The sequence below is a fragment of the Pseudomonas fluorescens HK44 genome, assembly GCF_000217955.3.
GTDB lineage: Bacteria > Pseudomonadota > Gammaproteobacteria > Pseudomonadales > Pseudomonadaceae > Aquipseudomonas > Aquipseudomonas fluorescens_AQ.
The window spans coordinates 178,148-198,495 of the sequence record NZ_AFOY02000007.1; the positions used below are offsets into that span (position 1 = coordinate 178,148).

Sequence of the window (20,348 nt, forward strand, 5' to 3'; positions counted from 1 at the left end):
GGCTTACTCCTCGCGCAGCGTCTGGATCATGTAGTTGACGTCAACGTCAGCGGCCAGCTTGTAGTGCTTGGTCAGCGGGTTGTACGTCAGGCCGATGATGTCCTTGACGCTCAGACCGGCCTGGCGGCTCCAGGCACCCAGTTCGGAAGGGCGGATGAATTTCTTGAAATCATGCGTGCCGCGCGGCAGCAGTTTCATGATGTATTCGGCACCGACGATAGCGAACAGGTAAGCCTTCGGGTTGCGGTTGATCGTCGAGAAGAACACCTGTCCACCCGGTTTTACCATGCGGAAGCAGGCACGAATGACCGACGATGGATCGGGTACGTGCTCAAGCATTTCCAGGCAGGTGACCACGTCGAATTGCTCGGGCATTTCTTCCGCCAGGGCTTCGGCGGTGATCTGCCGGTATTCGACGCTGACGCCGGATTCCAGTTGATGCAGTTGCGCGACCGCCAACGGTGCTTCGCCCATGTCGATGCCCATCACGGTGGCGCCGCGTTGTGCCATGGATTCGCTGAGGATGCCGCCACCGCAACCGACGTCCAGGACCTTCTTGCCGGCCAGTTTGACGCGCTCGTCAATCCAGTTGACCCGCAGCGGGTTGATGTCGTGCAGCGGCTTGAACTCGCTTTCGCGGTCCCACCAGCGATGAGCCAGGGCTTCGAATTTGGCGATTTCAGCGTGGTCGACGTTGCTCATGGATAATCCTCTAAATCTGAAAAATTCTGCTGTCAACCTTGAGGTTCAGCTCAAGGGGGCGTTCTATTCAGTGTCCGCTGATGCGCTGGCCCCAGGCGGTGGCCGTGGCGCATAGCTGTTGTTCATCGAAGCGCGTCAGGCGCCGGTCGTCGAGCAGTTGCTTGCCGGCAACCCAAAGGTGTTTCACACAGTCCCGGCCAGTCGCATAGATCAGTTGCGAAACCGGGTCATAAACCGGTTGCTGGGCCAGGCCGGACAGGTCAAAGGCCGCCAGGTCCGCGGCCTTGCCGACTTCCAGCGAGCCCACTTCGGCTTCCAGCCCCAGCGCACGGGCACCGTTGAGGGTTGCCATGCGCAAGGCGCGATGAGCGTCCAGTGCCGTGGCCGAGCCGGCAACGGCTTTGGCCAGCAGGGCGGCGGTACGGGTTTCACCCAACAGGTCGAGGTCATTATTGCTGGCCGCGCCATCGGTGCCGACCGCGACATTGACTCCAGCCTGCCACAAGCGCTCCACCGGGCAAAAGCCGCTGGCCAGTTTCAGGTTCGATTCCGGGCAATGAATCACGCTGGTGTTGCTTTCTACCAGCAACACCAGGTCTTCATCGCTGATTTGCGTCATGTGAACGGCCTGGAAGCGTGGTCCGAGCAAGCCCAGGCGGCCGAGGCGGGCCAATGGCCGCTCGCCGCGCTGTTCGACCGATTGCTGGACTTCGAAGGCTGTTTCGTGGACGTGCATGTGAATCGCTGCGTCCAGTTCCTCGGCGATTACCCGGATTTTTTCGAGGTTTTCGTCACCGACGGTGTAGGGTGCATGAGGGCCGAAGGTGATTTTAATGCGTGGGTGATGCTTGAGGTCGCTGAACAGCTCGACGCCCTGACGGATAGCTTCATCTGCATCGCTGGCGCCGGGAATCGGGAAATCGAGGATCGGGATGGCGATTTGCGCGCGAATACCGCTGTTGTGCACGCGTTCGCTGGCAACTTTCGGGAAAAAATACATGTCTGAGAAGCAGGTGATGCCACCTTTGATCTGCTCGGCAATGGCCAGGTCGGTGCCATCGCGGACGAAAGCTTCATCGACCCATTTGGCCTCGGCTGGCCAGATGTGCTGTTCAAGCCAGGTCATCAGTGGCAAATCATCGGCCAGGCCACGGAAGAGTGTCATCGCCGCATGTCCGTGGGCGTTGATCAGGCCCGGGCTCAGCAGCATGCCCGGCAGTTCGCGGACCTCGCCGGCCTTGAGCTTCAAGGCTTCGCTGCGCGGGCCGATAAACGCAATACGCCCGTCGCGGATGCCCAGGCCGTGCTCCTTGAGGACTACGCCAGCGGGTTCGACAGGTACTAGCCAGGTCGGCAGCAGGAGTAAGTCGAGCGCAACGGCAGGATTCGGCATCGAGGGTTCGGTCCAGTGCTTTTATAAAGGATGGCGAAGTATACCCGAGCGTCTTCGCGGGGGGATCGCTATAATCGGCGGCTTTTGTTCATGAGTGCGGGGTGAGGGATGCGCGATCGACTGTTGGCTGCGGAGAAGGTGAAGGCCATCGATTGGCGGGACGGTGCCCTGTACTTGCTGGATCAGCGCATTCTGCCATTCGAAGAAACCTGGATTGCCTATACCAGCGCAGCGGGTGTGGCCGAGGCTATTCGCTCGATGGTGGTGCGTGGTGCTCCGGCAATCGGCATCAGCGCAGCCTACGGCGTGGTGCTGGCGGCGCGCGCGCGGTTTGCTGCGGGTGGTGACTGGCAGGCGGCGCTGGAAGAAGACTTTGCCCTGCTCGCGGATTCACGGCCGACCGCCGTCAACCTGTTCTGGGCATTGGGTCGCATGCGCGAACGCCTGGAGCGGCTCAAGGATCACCCCAATCCATTGGAAGTGCTTGAGGCAGAGGCCTTGGCAATCCATGAAAGTGATCGCGAAGCCAACCTGACCATGGCGCAATTGGGTGTCGACCTGATCCGCAAGCATCAGGGCAATGCCCAGGCTGTTTTGACTCACTGTAATACGGGTGCGCTGGCGACTGGCGGTTTCGGCACTGCGCTCGGGGTGATTCGTGGTGCGTTCCTGGAAGGCATGATCGAGCGGGTTTACGCCGACGAAACCCGGCCTTGGCTGCAAGGCTCGCGTTTGACCGCCTGGGAACTGGCCAACGAAGGCATTCCGGTCACCCTGAACGCCGATTCGGCCGCTGCGCACATCATGAAAACCAAGGGTGTGACCTGGGTGATCGTCGGCGCCGACCGGATTACCGCCAACGGTGACGTGGCAAACAAGATCGGCACTTACCAATTGGCGGTCAACGCGATGCACCACGGCGTGCGTTTCATGGTGGTGGCGCCGAGTTCGACCATCGACATGAATCTGGCCAGTGGCGACGATATCCCGATCGAGGAGCGTGATGGCAGCGAGTTGCTGGAAGTGGGCGGCAAGCGGGTGGGGGCTGATGTCGATGCCTTTAACCCGGTGTTCGACGTCACACCGGCTGACCTGATTGACGCCATCGTCACCGAAAAAGGCATCGTTGAACGCCCGGATACCGCGAAGATGGCACAGCTTATGTGCCGCAAACGGTTGCATTGACGATCGCTATCGCGAGCAGGCTCGCTCCCACAGTAGGTAGGTGTCGTGTGCAAATTATGCGGCCGACTCGCTCGAATAATGAAATGGCTACCCCCGCCGCCCCCTGTGATCGCCCACTAAGCTTTCGCAGGGGGCTCATCGGAGACCGTTGCCATGAACAAAGTAGCTATTGCCGCCATCGATCTGGGAAAACACTCTTTCCATCTACACGCGCAAGATGATCGTGGTCATGAGTTTACCGCAAAAAGTTTACTCGTGCGGCGCTCATGCAGCACCTGATGAATCTCGAACCCTGCACCGTTGTGATGGAAGCCTGCGGCGGAGCCCACTTCATGGCGCAGGAGGTCGCGAAGCTGGGACATACGCCCAAGCTCATTGCCCCGCATCTCGTACGCCCTTACGTGAAAAGCAACAAAAACGACTTCGCTGATGCCGAGGCGATCTGCGAGGCGGCGACTCGTCCAACAATGCGCTTTGTACACCCCAAAACCCAGGCTCAGCAGCTGCTGGCCATGCTCAACTCGACACGCGATTCGTTCATCAAAGAGCGCACCGCGACCGTCAATCGGATTCACGCAGCGCTTTTGGAGGTCGGCGTCAGTCTGGCCACAGGCTTCAAGCCCATCAAAGAACTGCCCGCTCGGCTTGAAGCGAGTTCAATTCCTGTGCCCATCAAAAAACTTCTGACGAGGTTGCAGGAGCACTTCACCTATCTGGATGGGCAGATCAAGACGCTGGACAAGGAAGTGGAATGCCAGGCCGCCGAAGATGATCTGGCGGCTCGTTTGATGACCATGCCCTGCGTAGGCCCGATCACCTCCAGCGTCCTGGCTGCCGAATTGGGCGATGGCAAGCAGTTCAAATGCGGCCGAGGCTATTCGGCCTCAATCGGGCTGATACCCAAACCAGCATTCTACGGGCGGCAAGACCGTCCTGCTGGGCATCAGCAAGCGAGGTGATCGCAACCAGCGGCGCCTGCTTGTCCAATGTGCCCGTGTTTACCTGATGCAACTGGACCGACAGAAAGGCTGGCTGGCGGACTGGGTCCGGCAGCTATTGGCCCACCATCACTCCAACCATGTGGTCTGCGCGCTGGCCAACAAGCTGGCGAGGATCGCCTGGGCGATTGCGGCCCACCACACCGAATTCGATGCAGGGCCAGCCGCGATGAACGCCTGACCCTGCTGTCACCCCGAGCACACAACCACCTGGTTTTTGCGATGCTGGATAACTGATGACGTGAACGGCCAACCGGCCTGACGACAACCCTGAGCTCCCCACACGGCTGAAAGGCCGTTCGAATAATTTAGGATCGTCGGGCATCGATTCTCATCGAGGCGCGGGGTTGCCACCCCACACAGGGACCCGGATAGATGGAAAGCAAGCCAAACACGCATCAAAACACAGTATTGCAGAAAAGGGGGTAACCATAGATGGGGGAGCGAGCTTGCTCGCGATGGGGTCCTCAAGGTCAACAAAATAGCCGAAGTCAGACCTGAAATCTGGCTCTAAGCCTCTCTCGTCGCCTTTACGCCTGTCACCGGTCAACTAACTATGCTCCATGCGCATCAGGGGGATAGGTGCGTGGCGGCTCTTGTGATAACATCCGGCGGTTTCCAAGGCAGCCCAATGTGGTTGCCTTTACTGCGCAGATCCATGGCATAACTCGTTGATTTGTCGTAAGTCGGTGCTGGCACTCAGCCTGCAGCGGCGAGCTTCGTTCGTCCCATATGGATGTGACGAAGTTTCACCAGAAAAAGGAATCAGGCTTCTCATGGGCGAACTGGCCAAAGAAATCCTCCCGGTCAATATCGAAGACGAGCTGAAACAGTCCTACCTCGACTACGCGATGAGCGTAATTGTCGGGCGGGCACTGCCTGATGCGCGCGATGGCTTGAAGCCCGTGCATCGGCGTGTGCTGTTCGCGATGAGCGAGCTGGGTAACGACTTCAACAAGCCGTACAAGAAATCTGCCCGTGTTGTCGGTGACGTGATCGGTAAGTATCACCCGCACGGTGATACCGCGGTGTACGACACCATCGTTCGTATGGCGCAGCCATTCTCGCTGCGTTACCTGCTGGTAGACGGTCAAGGCAACTTCGGTTCGGTCGACGGCGACAACGCTGCGGCAATGCGATACACCGAAGTGCGCATGACCAAGCTGGCGCACGAACTGCTGGCAGACCTGCACAAAGAAACCGTGGACTGGGTGCCGAACTACGACGGCACCGAAATGATCCCGGCGGTCATGCCGACCCGCATTCCCAACCTGCTGGTCAACGGCTCCAGCGGTATCGCCGTGGGCATGGCGACCAACATTCCGCCGCACAACCTCGGTGAAGTCATCGACGGTTGCCTAGCACTCATCGACAACCCCGAGTTGACCGTCGATGAGCTGATGCAATACATCCCCGGTCCGGACTTCCCGACCGCCGCGATCATCAACGGTCGCGCCGGTATCATCGAGGCCTACCGTACCGGTCGCGGGCGTATTTACATGCGCGCCCGTTCGATCATCGAAGACATCGACAAGGTCGGTGGTCGTCAGCAGATCGTCATCACCGAACTGCCTTACCAGTTGAACAAGGCGCGTCTGATCGAGAAGATCGCCGAGCTGGTCAAAGAGAAGAAGCTGGAAGGCATTACCGAACTGCGCGACGAGTCCGACAAAGACGGTATGCGCGTGGTGATCGAGCTGCGTCGCGGCGAAGTGCCTGAGGTCATCCTCAACAACCTCTACGCCCAGACCCAGCTGCAAGCGGTGTTCGGCATCAACATCGTCGCACTGATCGATGGCCGTCCGCGGATCCTGAACCTCAAGGACCTGCTGGAAGCCTTCGTGCGTCACCGCCGCGAAGTGGTGACCCGTCGTACCGTGTTCGAACTGCGTAAAGCCCGCGAGCGTGGTCACATCCTTGAAGGCCAGGCGGTTGCACTGTCGAACATCGACCCGGTCATCGCCCTGATCAAGGCTTCGCCAACGCCGTCGGAAGCCAAGGAAGCGCTGATCAGCACGCCGTGGGAATCCTCCGCGGTGGTTGCGATGGTTGAGCGTGCCGGTGCTGACTCTTGCCGTCCAGAGACCCTGGACCCGCAATACGGTCTGCGCGAAGGCAAGTACTTCCTGTCGCCGGAACAGGCGCAAGCCATTCTGGAACTGCGACTGCACCGTCTGACCGGCCTGGAACACGAAAAACTGCTGGCCGAGTATCAAGAGATCCTCAACCAGATCGGCGAACTGATCCGCATCCTCAACAGCGCCACGCGCCTGATGGAAGTGATCCGCGAAGAGCTGGAAGTGATTCGTGCCGAGTACGGCGATGTGCGTCGCACCGAAATTCTCGATGCGCGTCTGGACCTGACCCTGGGTGACATGATCCCGGAAGAAGAGCGCGTCGTGACCATTTCCCACGGTGGCTACGCCAAGACCCAGCCATTGGCTGCGTACCAGGCTCAGCGTCGTGGCGGTAAAGGCAAATCGGCTACCGGCGTCAAGGATGAGGACTACATCGCTCACCTGCTGGTCGCCAACAGCCACACCACGCTGCTGCTGTTCTCCAGCAAGGGCAAGGTTTACTGGCTGAAAACCTACGAAATTCCTGAAGCATCCCGCGCTGCCCGTGGTCGTCCGCTGGTCAACCTGCTGCCGCTGGACGATGGTGAATACATCACCACCATGCTGCCGGTCGAGGAATACACCGAAGGTCACTACATCTTCATGGCCACCGCCAACGGCACCGTGAAGAAGACCCCGCTGGAATCCTTCAGCCGTCAGCGCAGCGTGGGCTTGATCGCGCTGGAGCTGGACGAAGGCGACGTATTGATCTCCGCTGCCATCACCGATGGCGAGCGTGAAGTCATGCTGTTCTCCGACGGCGGCAAGGTTACCCGCTTCAAAGAGTCCGACGTTCGCGCCATGGGCCGTACCGCTCGCGGTGTCCGCGGCATGCGTCTGCCGGAAGGTCAGAAACTGATTTCCATGCTGATCCCGGAAGAAGGCAGCCAGATCCTCACCGCTTCGGCGCGTGGTTTCGGCAAGCGTACCGCCATCACTGAGTTCCCTGAGTACAAGCGTGGCGGTCAGGGCGTTATCGCCATGGTCAGCAACGAGCGTAACGGCCGTCTGGTCGGTGCAGTCCAGGTGCTCGACGGCGAGGAAATCATGCTGATTTCCGACCAGGGCACCCTGGTACGTACACGTGTTGACGAAGTGTCCAGTCTGGGTCGTAACACCCAGGGCGTGACCCTGATCAAACTGGCCAGCGATGAAACACTGGTCGGTCTGGAGCGGGTTCAGGAACCATCGGAAGTCGAAGGCGAAGAGCTGGAAGGCGAAGAGGGTGCCGGGCTCGAAGGCGTCGTGCTCGAGGCCGTCACCGAGCCGGACGATACTGTCGAAAGCCAGCAGGCTGACGCAGCTGACGAAGAAGAGCCGCAAGACTAACCAAATCGTAGCAGGGCAGAGTGTTTGCTCTGTCCGCTACCGTGAATGCATAGCGAGAGTGGATGTGAGCAAACGAGCCTATAACTTCTGCGCAGGTCCTGCTGCGCTGCCTGAAGCTGTCCTGTTGCGTGCCCAGTCGGAATTGCTCGACTGGCATGGCAAGGGTCTCTCGGTCATGGAAATGAGCCATCGCAGCGATGAGTTCGTGTCCATTGCGACCAAGGCCGAGCAGGATCTGCGTGACCTGCTGAATATCCCCTCGAACTATAAAGTACTGTTTCTGCAAGGCGGCGCCAGCCAGCAATTTGCTCAGATTCCTCTGAACCTGTTGCCGGAAAACGGCAAGGCCGACTATATCGATACCGGTATCTGGTCGCAGAAAGCCATTGAAGAAGCGCAGCGCTACGGCCACGTCAACGTTGCCGCTACCGCCAAGCCTTACGACTATTTCGCAATTCCCGGTCAGAACGAATGGAAGCTGTCGCAAGACGCAGCCTACGTGCACTACGCACCGAACGAAACCATTGGTGGCCTGGAATTCCAGTGGATTCCGGAAACCGGTGATGTTCCGCTGGTCGCCGACATGTCGTCGGACATTCTCTCGCGCCCTGTGGATATCTCGCGTTTCGGCATGATCTACGCCGGAGCCCAGAAAAACATCGGCCCGAGCGGCATCGTCGTCAACATCGTGCGCGAAGACCTGCTGGGTCGCGCCCGTTCGTTCTGCCCGACCATGCTTGACTACAAGGTCGCGGCCGACAACGGCTCGATGTACAACACCCCGCCGACACTGGCCTGGTACTTGTCCGGTCTTGTGTTCGAATGGCTGAAAGAGCAGGGTGGTGTTGAGGCCATTGGCAAGCTCAATGAGGTCAAGCAGCGCACGCTCTACAACTTCATCGATGCTAGCGGCTTGTACAGCAACCCGATCAACAAGGCTGACCGCTCGTGGATGAACGTGCCGTTCCGTCTGGCTGACGATCGCCTCGACAAGCCGTTCCTGGTCGGTGCCGAGGCGCGCGGTCTGCTGAACCTCAAGGGTCACCGTTCGGTAGGTGGCATGCGTGCCTCTATCTATAACGCCGTCGACATCAACGCAGTCAATGCGCTGGTGGCGTACATGGCAGAGTTCGAGAAGGAACACGGCTAATGTCTGAGCAAGAACTCAAGGCACTGCGCCTGCGCATCGATGCTCTGGACGAAAAAATCCTCGAGCTGATCAGTGAGCGTGCGCGCTGCGCCCAGGAAGTCGCGCGAGTAAAGATGGCCACGCTGGCCGAAGGCGAAGTGCCGGTGTTCTATCGTCCTGAGCGTGAAGCTCAGGTGCTCAAGCGCGTAATGGAGCGCAACCAGGGGCCGCTGGGCAACGAAGAGATGGCGCGGTTGTTCCGTGAAATCATGTCCTCATGCCTGGCGCTCGAGCAGCCGCTGAAAGTGGCCTACCTCGGCCCTGAAGGCACCTTCACTCAAGCGGCGGCCATGAAGCACTTCGGTCACGCGGTGATCAGCAAGCCTATGGCGGCGATCGACGAAGTGTTCCGTGAAGTGGCTGCCGGTGCGGTGAACTTTGGCGTGGTGCCTGTGGAAAACTCCACCGAGGGCGCAGTCAACCACACCCTTGACAGCTTCCTCGAACACGACATGGTTATCTGTGGCGAAGTCGAGTTGCGCATTCACCACCACTTGCTGGTGGGTGAAAACACCAAGACCGACAGCATCAGCCGCATTTATTCCCATGCCCAGTCTCTGGCGCAGTGCCGCAAGTGGCTGGACGCTCATTACCCGAACGTCGAGCGCGTGGCAGTTTCGAGCAACGCCGAAGCGGCCAAGCGGGTCAAGGGTGAGTGGAACTCGGCGGCGATTGCCGGCGACATGGCGGCAGGCTTGTACGGTTTGACCCGTCTGGCCGAAAAAATCGAGGATCGCCCGGACAACTCCACTCGATTCCTGATGATCGGCAGCCAGGAAGTGCCACCGACCGGCGACGACAAGACCTCGATCATCGTCTCGATGAGCAACAAGCCCGGCGCGCTTCACGAGTTGCTGGTGCCGTTCCATGACAATGGCATCGACCTGACGCGAATCGAAACCCGTCCATCGCGCAGCGGCAAGTGGACCTACGTGTTCTTCATCGATTTCGTCGGCCACCACCGCGACCCGCTGATAAAAGCTGTGCTGGAGAAAATCAGTCAGGAAGCGGTAGCACTTAAAGTGTTGGGTTCCTACCCGAAAGCAGTTCTCTAAAGGCGTTGATAATGAGTGGCGACTTCCTCGCTCTGGCACAGCCGGGCGTGCAACAACTTTCGCCTTACGTTCCGGGCAAGCCCGTGGACGAACTGGCCCGCGAGCTGGACATCGATCCGGCAAAAATCGTCAAACTGGCGAGCAACGAAAACCCGTTGGGTGCCAGTCCCAAGGCACTGGCGGCGATTCGCGAAGAGCTGGCCGAGCTGACTCGCTATCCGGACGGCAACGGGTTTGCGCTGAAAACCCTGCTGGCTGAGCAGTGCCGGGTCGAGCTCGATCAAGTGACGTTGGGCAACGGCTCCAACGACATTCTTGAGCTGGTCGCGCGTGCCTATCTGGCGCCGGGTCTGAATGCAGTGTTCAGTGAGCATGCGTTCGCGGTCTACCCGATCGTCACTCAGGCTGTCGGTGCGCAAGCGCGAGTGATTCCAGCCAAAGACTGGGGTCATGACCTGTCGGCGATGCTCGAAGCCATCGACAGCAACACCCGCGTGGTATTTATCGCCAACCCGAACAACCCGACCGGAACCTGGTTCGACGCCGAGGCGCTGGACGAGTTTCTGCAGGACGTGCCTGAGCACGTGCTGGTGGTGCTGGATGAGGCGTACATCGAGTACGCCGAAGGCAGCGACCTGCCGGATGGTCTGGATTTCCTCGCGGCATACCCGAACCTGCTGGTTTCCCGGACCTTCTCCAAGGCCTACGGTCTGGCCGCGTTGCGTGTGGGCTATGGCTTGTCGACCGCGGTGGTCGCTGATGTGTTGAACCGTGTGCGTCAGCCATTCAACGTCAACAGTCTGGCTTTGGCTGCCGCCTGCGCGGCGCTGCAGGACAATGAGTATCTGGCTGAAAGCCGTCGCCTGAACGAGTCCGGCATGCAGCAGCTCGAAGCGGGTTTCCGTGAGTTGGGGCTGAGCTGGATTCCTTCCAAAGGCAACTTCATCTGTGTGGATCTGGGGCGCGTTGCCGCGCCGGTTTTCCAGGGCTTGCTGCATGAAGGCGTGATCGTGCGTCCGGTGGCCAATTACGGCATGCCGAACCACTTGCGCATCACCATCGGTCTGCCGGCTGAAAACAGTCGCTTCCTCGAGGCGCTGGCCAAGGTTCTGGCCCGTGGTTGATGTCATTGCCGTGCAACCTGCTGCGCCTATGATCGGTCGCCTGGTGGTGGTCGGTCTGGGGCTGATCGGTGGATCGTTCGCCAAGGGCCTGCGTGAAAGCGGGTTGTGCCGCGAAGTGGTCGGCGTTGATCTCGATCCGCAATCGCGAAAACTGGCGGTTGAGCTGGGCGTGGTGGATCGTTGCGAAGTCGACCTCGCTGTCGCCTGTTGCGGTGCGGACGTGATTCAGCTGGCGGTGCCGATCCTGGCGATGGAGAAGCTGCTGGCGCTGTTGGCCGGCATGGATCTGGGGGCGGCGATTCTGACCGATGTCGGCAGTGCCAAAGGCAATGTGGTGCGCGCAGCGACCGAAGCCTTCGGTGGTATGCCGGCGCGATTCGTTCCGGGGCATCCGATTGCAGGCTCCGAGCAGAGCGGTGTCGAGGCTTCCAATGCTCAACTGTTCCGTCGGCACAAAGTGATTCTGACGCCGCTTGAGCAGACCGATCCGGCAGCTCTGGCAGTTGTCGACCGACTCTGGCGCGAATTGGGTGCCGATGTCGAGCACATGCAGGTCGAGCGTCACGACGAAGTGTTGGCGGCGACCAGCCATTTGCCGCACTTGCTGGCGTTCGGTTTGGTCGATTCGTTGGCCAAACGCAGTGAAAATCTGGAAATCTTCCGTTACGCTGCGGGCGGTTTCCGCGATTTCACGAGAATCGCCGGCAGTGACCCGGTCATGTGGCACGACATCTTCCTCGCCAATCGCGAAGCTGTCCTGCGCACACTCGATACATTTCGCAGCGATCTCGACGCCTTGCGCGACGCGGTCGATGCAGGGGACGGGCACCAACTGTTGGGCGTCTTTACGCGCGCCCGGGTTGCCCGCGAGCATTTCAGTAAAATCCTGGCCCGCCGGGCCTATGTGGACGCTATGAACTCCAACGATCTGATTTTCCTGGCAAATCCTGGTGGCCGCCTGAGTGGGCGGATTCGTGTACCAGGCGACAAATCGATTTCCCACCGTTCGATCATGCTCGGCTCCCTCGCTGAAGGCGTTACCGAAGTCGAAGGTTTCCTCGAGGGTGAAGATGCCCTGGCGACCTTGCAGGCCTTCCGTGACATGGGCGTCGTGATCGAGGGGCCGCACCATGGTCGCGTGACCATTCACGGTGTCGGCCTGCATGGCTTGAAACCGGCTCCTGGCCCGATCTATCTGGGCAACTCGGGTACGTCGATGCGTCTGCTGTCCGGCTTGCTGGCCGCGCAGGACTTCGACAGCACCTTGACGGGCGATGCGTCCCTGTCCAAGCGTCCGATGAATCGTGTAGCCAACCCGCTGCGCGAAATGGGTGCGGTGATCGAGACCGCTGCCGAAGGTCGTCCGCCGATGACCATTCGTGGTGGCAACAAGCTCAAGGGCCTGACCTACACCATGCCGATGGCCAGTGCTCAGGTTAAATCCTGCCTGCTGTTGGCGGGCCTGTACGCCGACGGCAAAACCACCGTGACCGAACCGGCTCCGACGCGTGACCATACCGAGCGCATGTTGCGCGGTTTTGGCTACCCGGTTACCGTCAACGGTGCCACCGCGTCGGTCGAATCCGGCCACAAGCTGACCGCGACGCACATTGAGGTACCGGGCGATATCTCCTCGTCGGCATTCTTCCTGGTGGCAGCGTCGATTGCCGAAGGTTCGGAGCTGGTGCTGGAGCACGTGGGTATTAACCCGACCCGTACCGGCGTAATCGACATCCTGCGTCTGATGGGCGCCGATATCACCCTGGAAAACCAGCGTGAAGTCGGCGGCGAGCCGGTGGCTGACTTGCGTGTGCGAGCGGCTAAGCTTAAAGGTATCGAAATTCCTGAAGCGCTGGTTCCGCTGGCCATCGACGAGTTCCCGGTACTGTTCGTGGCTGCGGCCTGTGCCGAAGGTCGGACTATTCTGCGTGGCGCGGAAGAGTTGCGGGTCAAGGAGTCGGATCGTATCCAGGTGATGGCGGACGGTTTGCTGGCGCTGGGTGTCAAGTGCGAGCCAACCCCGGACGGCATCATCATCGACGGCAGCCAGATTGGCGGCGGCGAAGTGCATGGCCACGGCGATCACCGGATTGCCATGGCGTTCAGCGTTGCGTCGTTGCGCGCCAATGCGCCGATCCGCATCCATGACTGCGCCAACGTTGCGACCTCCTTCCCGAACTTCCTCGCGTTGTGCGCGCAAGTCGGTATTCGTGTTGCTCAAGAGGCTCAGTCGTGACCAGCCATGCTCCGGTAATCACCATCGATGGGCCGAGCGGCTCGGGCAAGGGCACTATCGCCGGGATCCTCGCCAAGCGCCTGGGCTGGTGCTTGCTGGATTCCGGTGCGTTGTACCGTTTGCTGGCATTTGCTGCGCGCAATCATGGTGTCGACCTGACCAATGAAGAGTCGCTGAAGCTGCTGGCCGCTCACCTCGATGTGCAGTTCGTCGGGGCGACCGAAGGTCATCCGCAGCGCATCATCCTTGAAGGTGATGATGTCACTGATGATCTGCGCAATGAGCAGGTCGGAGCCTGGGCCTCGCAAGTAGCTGCGCTGCCTGCCGTGCGTGACGCTTTGCTGCAGCGCCAGCGGGCATTTCAGGAGGCGCCCGGGTTGGTGGCCGATGGCCGCGACATGGGCACCGTTGTATTTCCCGACGCGCCGCTGAAGATTTTTCTGACCGCCAGCGCCGAGGAACGGGCGCGCCGTCGTTATTTGCAGTTGAAGGGCAAAGTCGAGGGTGTTAGTCTGTCGAGTCTGCTAGATGAGATCCGTGTGCGCGATGAGCGCGACACCCAGCGAGCGGTAGCCCCGCTCAAACCGGCGGTCGATGCCATACAGCTGGATTCCACGGAGTTGTCCATCGAGCAGGTGCTGGAACGCATCATGAGCGAGATCGCCATTCGCGATATCGCCGGGTGACCAAGAAGCATCGCAGGGGACCAGTCATAGTCCTGCGGCGTTTCTTTTATATAAACGTAACCCACATTGTCTGGGATGTGGCAGATGGGCGTATTCTTCGCCCTTATCAACAGGAATTAAAATGAGCGAAAGCTTTGCGGAACTCTTTGAAGAAAGCCTAAAAACCCTGAACCTTCAGGCAGGCTCCATCATCACCGGTGTTATCGTTGATATCGATTACCAAGCTCGCTGGGTAACCGTTCACGCTGGCCTGAAGTCTGAAGCACTCATCCCGCTTGAGCAGTTCTACAACGACGCTGGCGAACTGAATATCAACGTCGGTGACGAAGTTCACGTTGCGCTGGATTCGGTTGAAGACGGCTTTGGTGAAACCAAGCTGTCCCGTGAAAAAGCCAAGCGCGCTGAATGCTGGATCGTTCTGGAAGCAGCCTTCGCAGCCGAAGAAGTGGTCAAGGGCGTTATCAACGGTAAGGTTAAAGGCGGCTTCACTGTCGACGTTAACGGCATCCGTGCGTTCCTGCCAGGTTCTCTGGTTGACGTCCGTCCAGTGCGCGACACCACGCACCTGGAAGGCAAAGAGCTGGAATTCAAGGTCATCAAACTCGACCAGAAACGCAACAACGTTGTCGTTTCCCGTCGTAGCGTCCTCGAAGCCGAGAACTCCGCTGAGCGTGAAGCTCTGCTGGAATCCCTGCAGGAAGGTCAACAAGTCAAAGGTATCGTCAAAAACCTCACCGATTACGGCGCATTCGTCGATCTGGGTGGCGTCGATGGCCTGCTGCACATTACCGACATGGCTTGGAAGCGTATCAAGCATCCTTCCGAAATCGTCAACGTTGGCGACGAGATCGATGTCAAGGTTCTGAAGTACGATCGCGAGCGCAATCGTGTTTCCTTGGGCCTCAAGCAACTGGGCGAAGATCCATGGGTTGCTATCAAAGCCCGTTACCCAGAAAGCACTCGCGTTACCGCTCGTGTAACCAACCTGACCGACTACGGCTGCTTTGCTGAGCTGGAAGAAGGCGTTGAAGGTCTGGTGCACGTTTCCGAAATGGACTGGACCAACAAGAACATCCACCCTTCGAAAGTCGTACAAGTCGGCGACGAAGTGGAAGTTATGGTTCTGGACATCGACGAAGAGCGTCGTCGTATCTCCCTGGGCATCAAGCAGTGCAAATCTAACCCATGGGAAGATTTCTCTGGCCAGTTCAACAAGGGCGATAAAATCTCCGGCACCATCAAGTCGATCACCGATTTCGGTATCTTCATTGGTCTGGACGGCGGCATCGACGGCCTGGTTCACCTGTCCGACATCTCCTGGAACGAAGTGGGCGAAGAAGCCGTACGTCGCTTCAAGAAGGGCGACGAGCTGGACACCGTTATCCTGTCGGTTGACCCAGAGCGCGAGCGTATCTCCCTGGGTATCAAGCAACTGGAAAGCGATCCGTTCTCCGAGTACGTTCAAGAGAACGACAAAGGCGCAATCGTTAAAGGCATCGTGAAAGAAGTTGACGCTAAAGGCGCCATCATCACTTTGGCTACCGATATCGAAGCTACTCTGAAAGCCTCCGAAATCAGCCGTGACCGCATCGAAGATGCGCGCAACGTTCTGAAAGAAGGCGAAGAAGTTGAAGCCAAGATCATCAGCGTTGACCGCAAGAGCCGCGTAATCCAGCTCTCGATCAAGTCCAAAGACGTTGAAGACGAGAAAGAAGCCATCCAGAGCCTGCGCGACAAGCCAGCTGCTTCGGATGCTCCAGTTGACACCACTCTTGGTGCTCTGCTGCGTGCACAAATGGAAAAACAGAACTGAGTTCTGTCAGACCATAGAAAAAGGGCGACTTCGGTCGCCCTTTTTTGTGTGCGCCCAGCATGGGCGCAATCTTGTGGGTGAAAGTCCCGCCGTAAGCTGACCACAGCGAACGAAGTGAAGCGCAACTGCATGAGGGTGACCGAGTGTGGGGAGGAAGCGTGAATCGAAGCCATGAGCCGATGTACAAGAACCGGATAAAAGGCGCGGCCGATCAGGGCGAGCGGGCACAAAACCGCGAAGCTCTTGTGGTCAAGGATCAGGCTGTGTAAATCCGGCGGTTGTGTGGTGAAGGATTGCGTTCTTACCTGGGGAGATCTCGCCTTATGCCTGAAAGGGCGACGGTGCCAGCCGGAGCGAGAAGTCAGCAGAGGCCGTAGTAGTCTTTTTTTTTGACGAAGGGCCGAACGAGAGAAAGCGTTATAGGCCATGTTGATACGAAAGACCGGAAGTCAGATGCCTGCCAAACGCGGGGCGGATGGAGACTGCGAGCGGTGAAGCCGTGAGAAGTCCCGTCAGCGACGAGGTCAATCGCCCGCAAGATGAATCCGACAACGCAGGGCAAGGGCTGCTGGAACGGGCCTTTGCGAGAGAAAACCTGAAGCGGGCGTGGAAACGGGTCAAGGCCAACAAAGGTGCAGCGGGAGTCGACGGTCTGGATATTGATCAGACGGCCGAGTACCTGCTGACCCAATGGGCGGCGATTCGTGAACAGCTTCTATCAGGTGTCTACCGGCCCAGTCCGGTACGGCGTGTAGCCATTCCCAAACCTGACGGCGGTCAACGCGAGCTGGGTATCCCAACGGTCACCGACCGTTTGATCCAACAAGCGCTGCTGCAAGTCTTGCAGCCATTACTCGATCCGACTTTCAGTGAACACAGCTACGGCTTTCGTCCGGGACGCTGTGCGCAGGGCGCCGTTTTAGCGGCTCAGCGCCATGTTTCTTCAGGACGTAAAGTGGTGGTGGATGTTGATCTGGAGAAGTTCTTCGACCGGGTCGATCACGACATCTTGATGGATCGTTTGCGCAAACGGACCACGGATCAGGCGGTTATCCGGCTGATTCGTGCCTATCTGGATGCGGGAACGCTGATCAATGGAGTGGTCGAGAAAAGCCGCTGCGGGGCGCCGCAAGGCGGCCCGCTGTCGCCGTTGCTGGCGAATGTGCTGCTGGACGAAGTGGACCGAGAGCTTGAGCGCAGGGGACATTGTTTTGTGCGCTATGCCGATGATGCGAACGTTTATGTTCGCAGTCAGAAGGCGGGGCAGCGGGTAATGGCCCTGCTGAGGCAGCTGTACGAAAAGCTGCACTTGAGCGTCAACGAGAGCAAGAGTGCAGTGACGAGCGCGTTTGGTCGCAAGTTTCTGGGCTATGAGTTGTGGTCAGCCCGCGGCGAAGTCAAGCGTGCCGCATCCTATAAAGCGCAGAAGCAGTTCAAGCAACGAATACGCTGGTACACCCGACGCTCGTGTGGCCGTAGCTTGCAGCAGATTGTCGATGACCTACAACCTTACATTTTGGGATGGAAAGCTTACTTTGGGTTGTCGCAAACCCCAGCCGTCTGGCGTGCGCTGGACGAATGGATACGACACCGGTTGCGAGCGATCCAGCTTAAACAATGGAAGCGCGGAACGACGACGTATCGTGAGCTGCGAGCACTTGGCGCGAATAACCAGGTGGCGCAGAAGGTGGCAGGAAACACCTGCCGCTGGTGGCATAACAGTCGTCTTGACCTGAATCGCGTGCTTAATATTGCGTGGTTCGACAGGCTGGGATTAGTGCGTTTCTCATAACCTCAATCTCTCGAACCGCCCGGTGCGGACCCGCATGCCGGGTGGTGTGGCAGGGGAGCGGCCTATGAAGGCCGTCCCCTATGCCGATGCCTGAAATTTGAGGTTGTTGGGGGGCAGAAGGAAACGATGCGAGAGGAAAGTGGTCTGTTGTTCGGGTGTGTCAATTGTCTATTCGAGGCTAGGCTTTAGCTTTAACCGGGTATTGGTTGGGTCTGATGTCTGGCATAAGGAAGGGAATGAACAAACTCGTTGTCACATTGGCAGTGCTGGCCTTGGTGGGGTGTACGACAAACGCCAAAACTCATGTGGTGCGTGGAGTGAGTGGTATTGAGATCGATTGTTCGGGGCTCGGGTCGGGGTGGGACAAGTGTTACAAGCGTGCTGCAAGAGAGTGTGGCGCGCAGGGGTACAAGGTTATTGGCAGGTCCAGTGATGCTAAAGAAGAGGGGGAGGATTATCCATTTGGGTGGAGCCCGACCGGATACCTCACTCGCGTCATGTTGGTCATTTGCAGATGATGATTCGGTGTGTCTCTGTGGGTGTGGAAGGGTGGGGTGCCAGCTCTCCGGGAGGCGAGCTTCGCGGTGTCTGTCAGGGAATGCAGATAAGTCAATATATAGGCTGTTCAAAATCTTTCGAGCATGCTAAAACCTTTGAAGCGCTGATCTAGCTGCTTGAAAAAGAAGGGAAAAATATGACGAAGTCGGAGTTGATCGAACGAATTGTCACCCATCAAGGGCTACTCTCATCCAAGGATGTAGAGCTGGCCATCAAGACCATGCTTGAGCAAATGTCCCAGTGTCTGGCGACCGGTGATCGAATCGAAATCCGTGGCTTTGGCAGCTTCTCTTTGCACTATCGCGCGCCGCGCGTCGGTCGTAATCCAAAGACCGGTCAGTCTGTCAGTCTTGACGGAAAATTCGTTCCTCATTTCAAACCGGGTAAAGAGCTTCGGGATCGGGTGAATGAGGATGAGGAGGAGGGGCTTTGATGATGCTCTATCAGGGGGTGGGCTCATGGCTAGCCTAAGGCGTGCGGGGCTTGTCGTCGTTTTGCTGATATTTGTGTTGGTGGTCCTGGTATTCATGCTGGAGAATCAGCAGTCTGTTTCATTGGTATTTTTAGGGTGGGCGGGGCCGCAGCTGTCGATCGCTGTTTATATTGCTTTAGCGTTCCTGCTGGGAATGGCTGCCGGGCCTGTGCTCGTTGTTGTTCGGCGAGCGAGGCGTCGCCCTGTTTAAAGGGGGTATTTTTTGCCGCATGCAAACTATCGGCGTGTTATTCTTTGCATTCATGGGATATGGTTGGCCTCCCCCTTCCTTCTATCTGTCGCTCAGCTTTGATTTAAGTGGGGAGGTATTTTTCTATAGTGCCAGGCAGTCGGTGGCGATCTTGATCGTTAGTAGGTCGGTTAAACCAAGTTAAGTGAAAGGGCAAGCAATCATATGCAAGGTAATAATGGCTCCGCCAGGCACTCAGATGAAATAGATCTGCTGGAGCTTTTCAAAGCACTATGGCAACAAAAGTGGTTGGTTGTTGTGGTGACGCTCATTGTAACACTTGCGGCTATCAGCTATGTATTGCTGGTAACGCCTGTGTATGAGTCAAAGTATTACATATCACCACCGACTGCCAATGATATCGCTAACTTGAACTATGGACGGACACCAGGCTCCGGTCTGAAGGTTTTTACGATTGACGAGGTTTATAAGGTTTTCTTGCATAATCTTCAATCTGAATCGATACGACGGGCCTTTTTTGAAAAAGTCTACTTGCCTGCGCTGGGAAGTGGCGATCAGTCATCGCGTGAGCGTTCATATGAGACCTTTTCAAAAACAATTACAATTGCACCGTTAGATAAGGATGACGGGGGGCGCTGGTCGATTTCCTTGGCTGATAAGAGTTCGGAAAACACCAAGAATTGGGTGGATATCTTTGTCAATCTGGCAGCAAAGAGCTCCGAGCAAGAACTGATCGCCGGTGTCACAAAAGAGGCCTCAGTGCGTGGGCGAGATTTAGAGCTGCAGATTGATACGCTTCGTGAGTCTGGAAGTAAGGAGCGGCAAGACAGTATTACTCAACTACGAGAAGCGTTGGCCATTGCTAAGTCAAGCGGTCTGGAAAATCCCGTTGTTTTCTCTGGTAATGGTGTTTCCAAGTTGTCCGGTAACATGGATGGAGGGCTTGCTTACATGCGCGGTAGCAAAGCGCTCGAGGCAGAGTTGAAAGCCCTGGAAGGTCGAGACTCCAATGATCCGTTTATCCTCGGGCTGAGAAAACTACAAAATCAACTGGATTTCTATAAGGGCTTGGAAAGAGGAACTTATGAAATTGCGGTTTTCCGCCATGACGGTATCCTTGATCAACCCACTTCACCTATTAAGCCCAAGAAACCTATTATCTTGGTCCTTGGTGCATTGATCGGCGCTCTGCTTGGCTGCATTTTTGCCTTGGCGCGCCATTTTATCCTTAAGCGGAAGCGGGAAGAGATCTCGGGTGTCAGTCCGCTCTAATCATCGTCGTTAAGCTTAAGCGTCAACCAATGATTGTCATTCGACGTAAGGTCCTAGCGTGGGCCTTTAGTCACCCTAAAGGTCTGGGCTGCTGAATCCATCCTTCGGACAGTGAAAACTGCTTCAGAAACCCAGGAGGCTCGAACTTCTCGGGTCGTAAAGGGTAGAAATGGGTTTCATTTGATCGGTGTGCCAACGTTTGATTGATCAATGGCT

At 57.8% G+C, this 20,348-nt stretch carries 15 protein-coding genes and 1 pseudogene; 14 read left to right on the plus strand and 2 right to left on the minus strand.

Annotation, left to right across the window (positions count from 1 at the left end):
• Positions 1-3: 3 nt before the first annotated feature.
• Together ubiG and HK44_RS06465 are read right to left on the minus strand one after the other, a co-directional pair.
• Positions 4-702: a bifunctional 2-polyprenyl-6-hydroxyphenol methylase/3-demethylubiquinol 3-O-methyltransferase UbiG gene (ubiG, locus tag HK44_RS06460; protein ID WP_019692990.1), complete on the minus strand. Its 699-nt coding sequence runs from the start codon at positions 700-702 to the stop codon at positions 4-6.
• A 67-nt stretch (positions 703-769) separates the two neighbouring features.
• Positions 770-2,095, minus strand: coding sequence for a TRZ/ATZ family hydrolase (locus HK44_RS06465; RefSeq protein ID WP_019692989.1), 1,326 nt, complete (start codon positions 2,093-2,095; stop codon positions 770-772).
• A gap of 108 nt (positions 2,096-2,203) precedes the next feature.
• Here HK44_RS06465 and mtnA point away from each other — a divergent pair, with 108 nt between their 5' ends.
• The 14 genes and pseudogenes from mtnA to HK44_RS06535 all read left to right on the plus strand — a co-directional run bounded on the left by mtnA (position 2,204) and on the right by HK44_RS06535 (position 20,132).
• Positions 2,204-3,280, plus strand: a complete 1,077-nt coding sequence (gene mtnA, locus HK44_RS06470; RefSeq protein ID WP_019692988.1) for an S-methyl-5-thioribose-1-phosphate isomerase — start codon at positions 2,204-2,206, stop codon at positions 3,278-3,280.
• 153 nt (positions 3,281-3,433) lie between these two features.
• Positions 3,434-4,459 (plus strand): annotated as a pseudogene (locus HK44_RS06475) (IS110 family transposase).
• Between the two features lie 595 nt (positions 4,460-5,054).
• Positions 5,055-7,724, plus strand: coding sequence for a DNA gyrase subunit A (gene gyrA / locus HK44_RS06480; protein ID WP_019692987.1), 2,670 nt, complete (start codon positions 5,055-5,057; stop codon positions 7,722-7,724).
• A gap of 64 nt (positions 7,725-7,788) precedes the next feature.
• The gene (gene serC / locus HK44_RS06485; protein ID WP_024264781.1) at positions 7,789-8,874 is read left to right on the plus strand and encodes a 3-phosphoserine/phosphohydroxythreonine transaminase; all 1,086 of its coding nucleotides are present in this window, start codon (positions 7,789-7,791) and stop codon (positions 8,872-8,874) included.
• Positions 8,874-9,968 carry a prephenate dehydratase gene (pheA, locus tag HK44_RS06490; RefSeq protein ID WP_019692985.1) on the plus strand — a complete coding sequence of 365 codons (1,095 nt, stop codon included), beginning with the start codon at positions 8,874-8,876 and terminating at the stop codon, positions 9,966-9,968. The genes serC and pheA overlap by 1 nt, the downstream gene beginning before the upstream one ends.
• 11 nt (positions 9,969-9,979) lie before the next feature.
• The gene (gene hisC / locus HK44_RS06495) at positions 9,980-11,092 is read left to right on the plus strand and encodes a histidinol-phosphate transaminase (protein ID WP_019692984.1); all 1,113 of its coding nucleotides are present in this window, start codon (positions 9,980-9,982) and stop codon (positions 11,090-11,092) included.
• A gap of 28 nt (positions 11,093-11,120) precedes the next feature.
• On the plus strand, positions 11,121-13,328 hold the full coding sequence (locus tag HK44_RS06500; RefSeq protein WP_024264782.1) for a bifunctional prephenate dehydrogenase/3-phosphoshikimate 1-carboxyvinyltransferase: 2,208 nt from the start codon (positions 11,121-11,123) through the stop codon (positions 13,326-13,328).
• Positions 13,325-14,014, plus strand: coding sequence for a (d)CMP kinase (cmk, locus tag HK44_RS06505; RefSeq protein WP_019692982.1), 690 nt, complete (start codon positions 13,325-13,327; stop codon positions 14,012-14,014). The genes HK44_RS06500 and cmk overlap by 4 nt, the downstream gene beginning before the upstream one ends.
• Before the next feature lie 121 nt (positions 14,015-14,135).
• The gene (rpsA, locus tag HK44_RS06510; RefSeq protein ID WP_019692981.1) at positions 14,136-15,827 is read left to right on the plus strand and encodes a 30S ribosomal protein S1; all 1,692 of its coding nucleotides are present in this window, start codon (positions 14,136-14,138) and stop codon (positions 15,825-15,827) included.
• 475 nt (positions 15,828-16,302) lie between these two features.
• A complete protein-coding gene (gene ltrA, locus HK44_RS06520; RefSeq protein WP_024264771.1) occupies positions 16,303-17,619 on the plus strand; it encodes a group II intron reverse transcriptase/maturase in 1,317 nt (438 codons plus the stop codon).
• A gap of 236 nt (positions 17,620-17,855) precedes the next feature.
• Complete coding sequence (locus tag HK44_RS29645; protein ID WP_019692980.1) at positions 17,856-18,137, plus strand: hypothetical protein; 282 nt, start codon at positions 17,856-17,858, stop codon at positions 18,135-18,137.
• Between the two features lie 176 nt (positions 18,138-18,313).
• The gene (gene ihfB / locus HK44_RS06525) at positions 18,314-18,610 is read left to right on the plus strand and encodes an integration host factor subunit beta (protein WP_003369729.1); all 297 of its coding nucleotides are present in this window, start codon (positions 18,314-18,316) and stop codon (positions 18,608-18,610) included.
• 94 nt (positions 18,611-18,704) lie between these two features.
• A complete protein-coding gene (locus HK44_RS06530; protein ID WP_347249200.1) occupies positions 18,705-18,860 on the plus strand; it encodes a lipopolysaccharide assembly protein LapA domain-containing protein in 156 nt (51 codons plus the stop codon).
• A 204-nt stretch (positions 18,861-19,064) separates the two neighbouring features.
• Positions 19,065-20,132 (plus strand): LPS O-antigen chain length determinant protein WzzB, encoded by a 1,068-nt coding sequence (locus HK44_RS06535; protein WP_019692978.1) that lies wholly within the window; start codon positions 19,065-19,067, stop codon positions 20,130-20,132.
• Positions 20,133-20,348: the final 216 nt, after the last annotated feature.

Bases quoted from the DNA above. Each gene is read 5' to 3' on its own strand.
- ubiG (WP_019692990.1), bottom strand. From the start codon at position 702: ATGAGCAACGTCGACCACGCTGAAATCGCCAAATTCGAAGCCCTGGCT.
- HK44_RS06465 (WP_019692989.1), bottom strand. From the start codon at position 2,095: ATGCCGAATCCTGCCGTTGCGCTCGACTTACTCCTGCTGCCGACCTGG.
- mtnA (WP_019692988.1), top strand. From the start codon at position 2,204: ATGCGCGATCGACTGTTGGCTGCGGAGAAGGTGAAGGCCATCGATTGG.
- gyrA (WP_019692987.1), top strand. From the start codon at position 5,055: ATGGGCGAACTGGCCAAAGAAATCCTCCCGGTCAATATCGAAGACGAG.
- pheA (WP_019692985.1), top strand. From the start codon at position 8,874: ATGTCTGAGCAAGAACTCAAGGCACTGCGCCTGCGCATCGATGCTCTG.
- hisC (WP_019692984.1), top strand. From the start codon at position 9,980: ATGAGTGGCGACTTCCTCGCTCTGGCACAGCCGGGCGTGCAACAACTT.
- HK44_RS06500 (WP_024264782.1), top strand. From the start codon at position 11,121: ATGATCGGTCGCCTGGTGGTGGTCGGTCTGGGGCTGATCGGTGGATCG.
- rpsA (WP_019692981.1), top strand. From the start codon at position 14,136: ATGAGCGAAAGCTTTGCGGAACTCTTTGAAGAAAGCCTAAAAACCCTG.
- ltrA (WP_024264771.1), top strand. From the start codon at position 16,303: ATGGAGACTGCGAGCGGTGAAGCCGTGAGAAGTCCCGTCAGCGACGAG.
- HK44_RS29645 (WP_019692980.1), top strand. From the start codon at position 17,856: ATGAACAAACTCGTTGTCACATTGGCAGTGCTGGCCTTGGTGGGGTGT.
- ihfB (WP_003369729.1), top strand. From the start codon at position 18,314: ATGACGAAGTCGGAGTTGATCGAACGAATTGTCACCCATCAAGGGCTA.
- HK44_RS06530 (WP_347249200.1), top strand. From the start codon at position 18,705: ATGCTGGAGAATCAGCAGTCTGTTTCATTGGTATTTTTAGGGTGGGCG.
- HK44_RS06535 (WP_019692978.1), top strand. From the start codon at position 19,065: ATGCAAGGTAATAATGGCTCCGCCAGGCACTCAGATGAAATAGATCTG.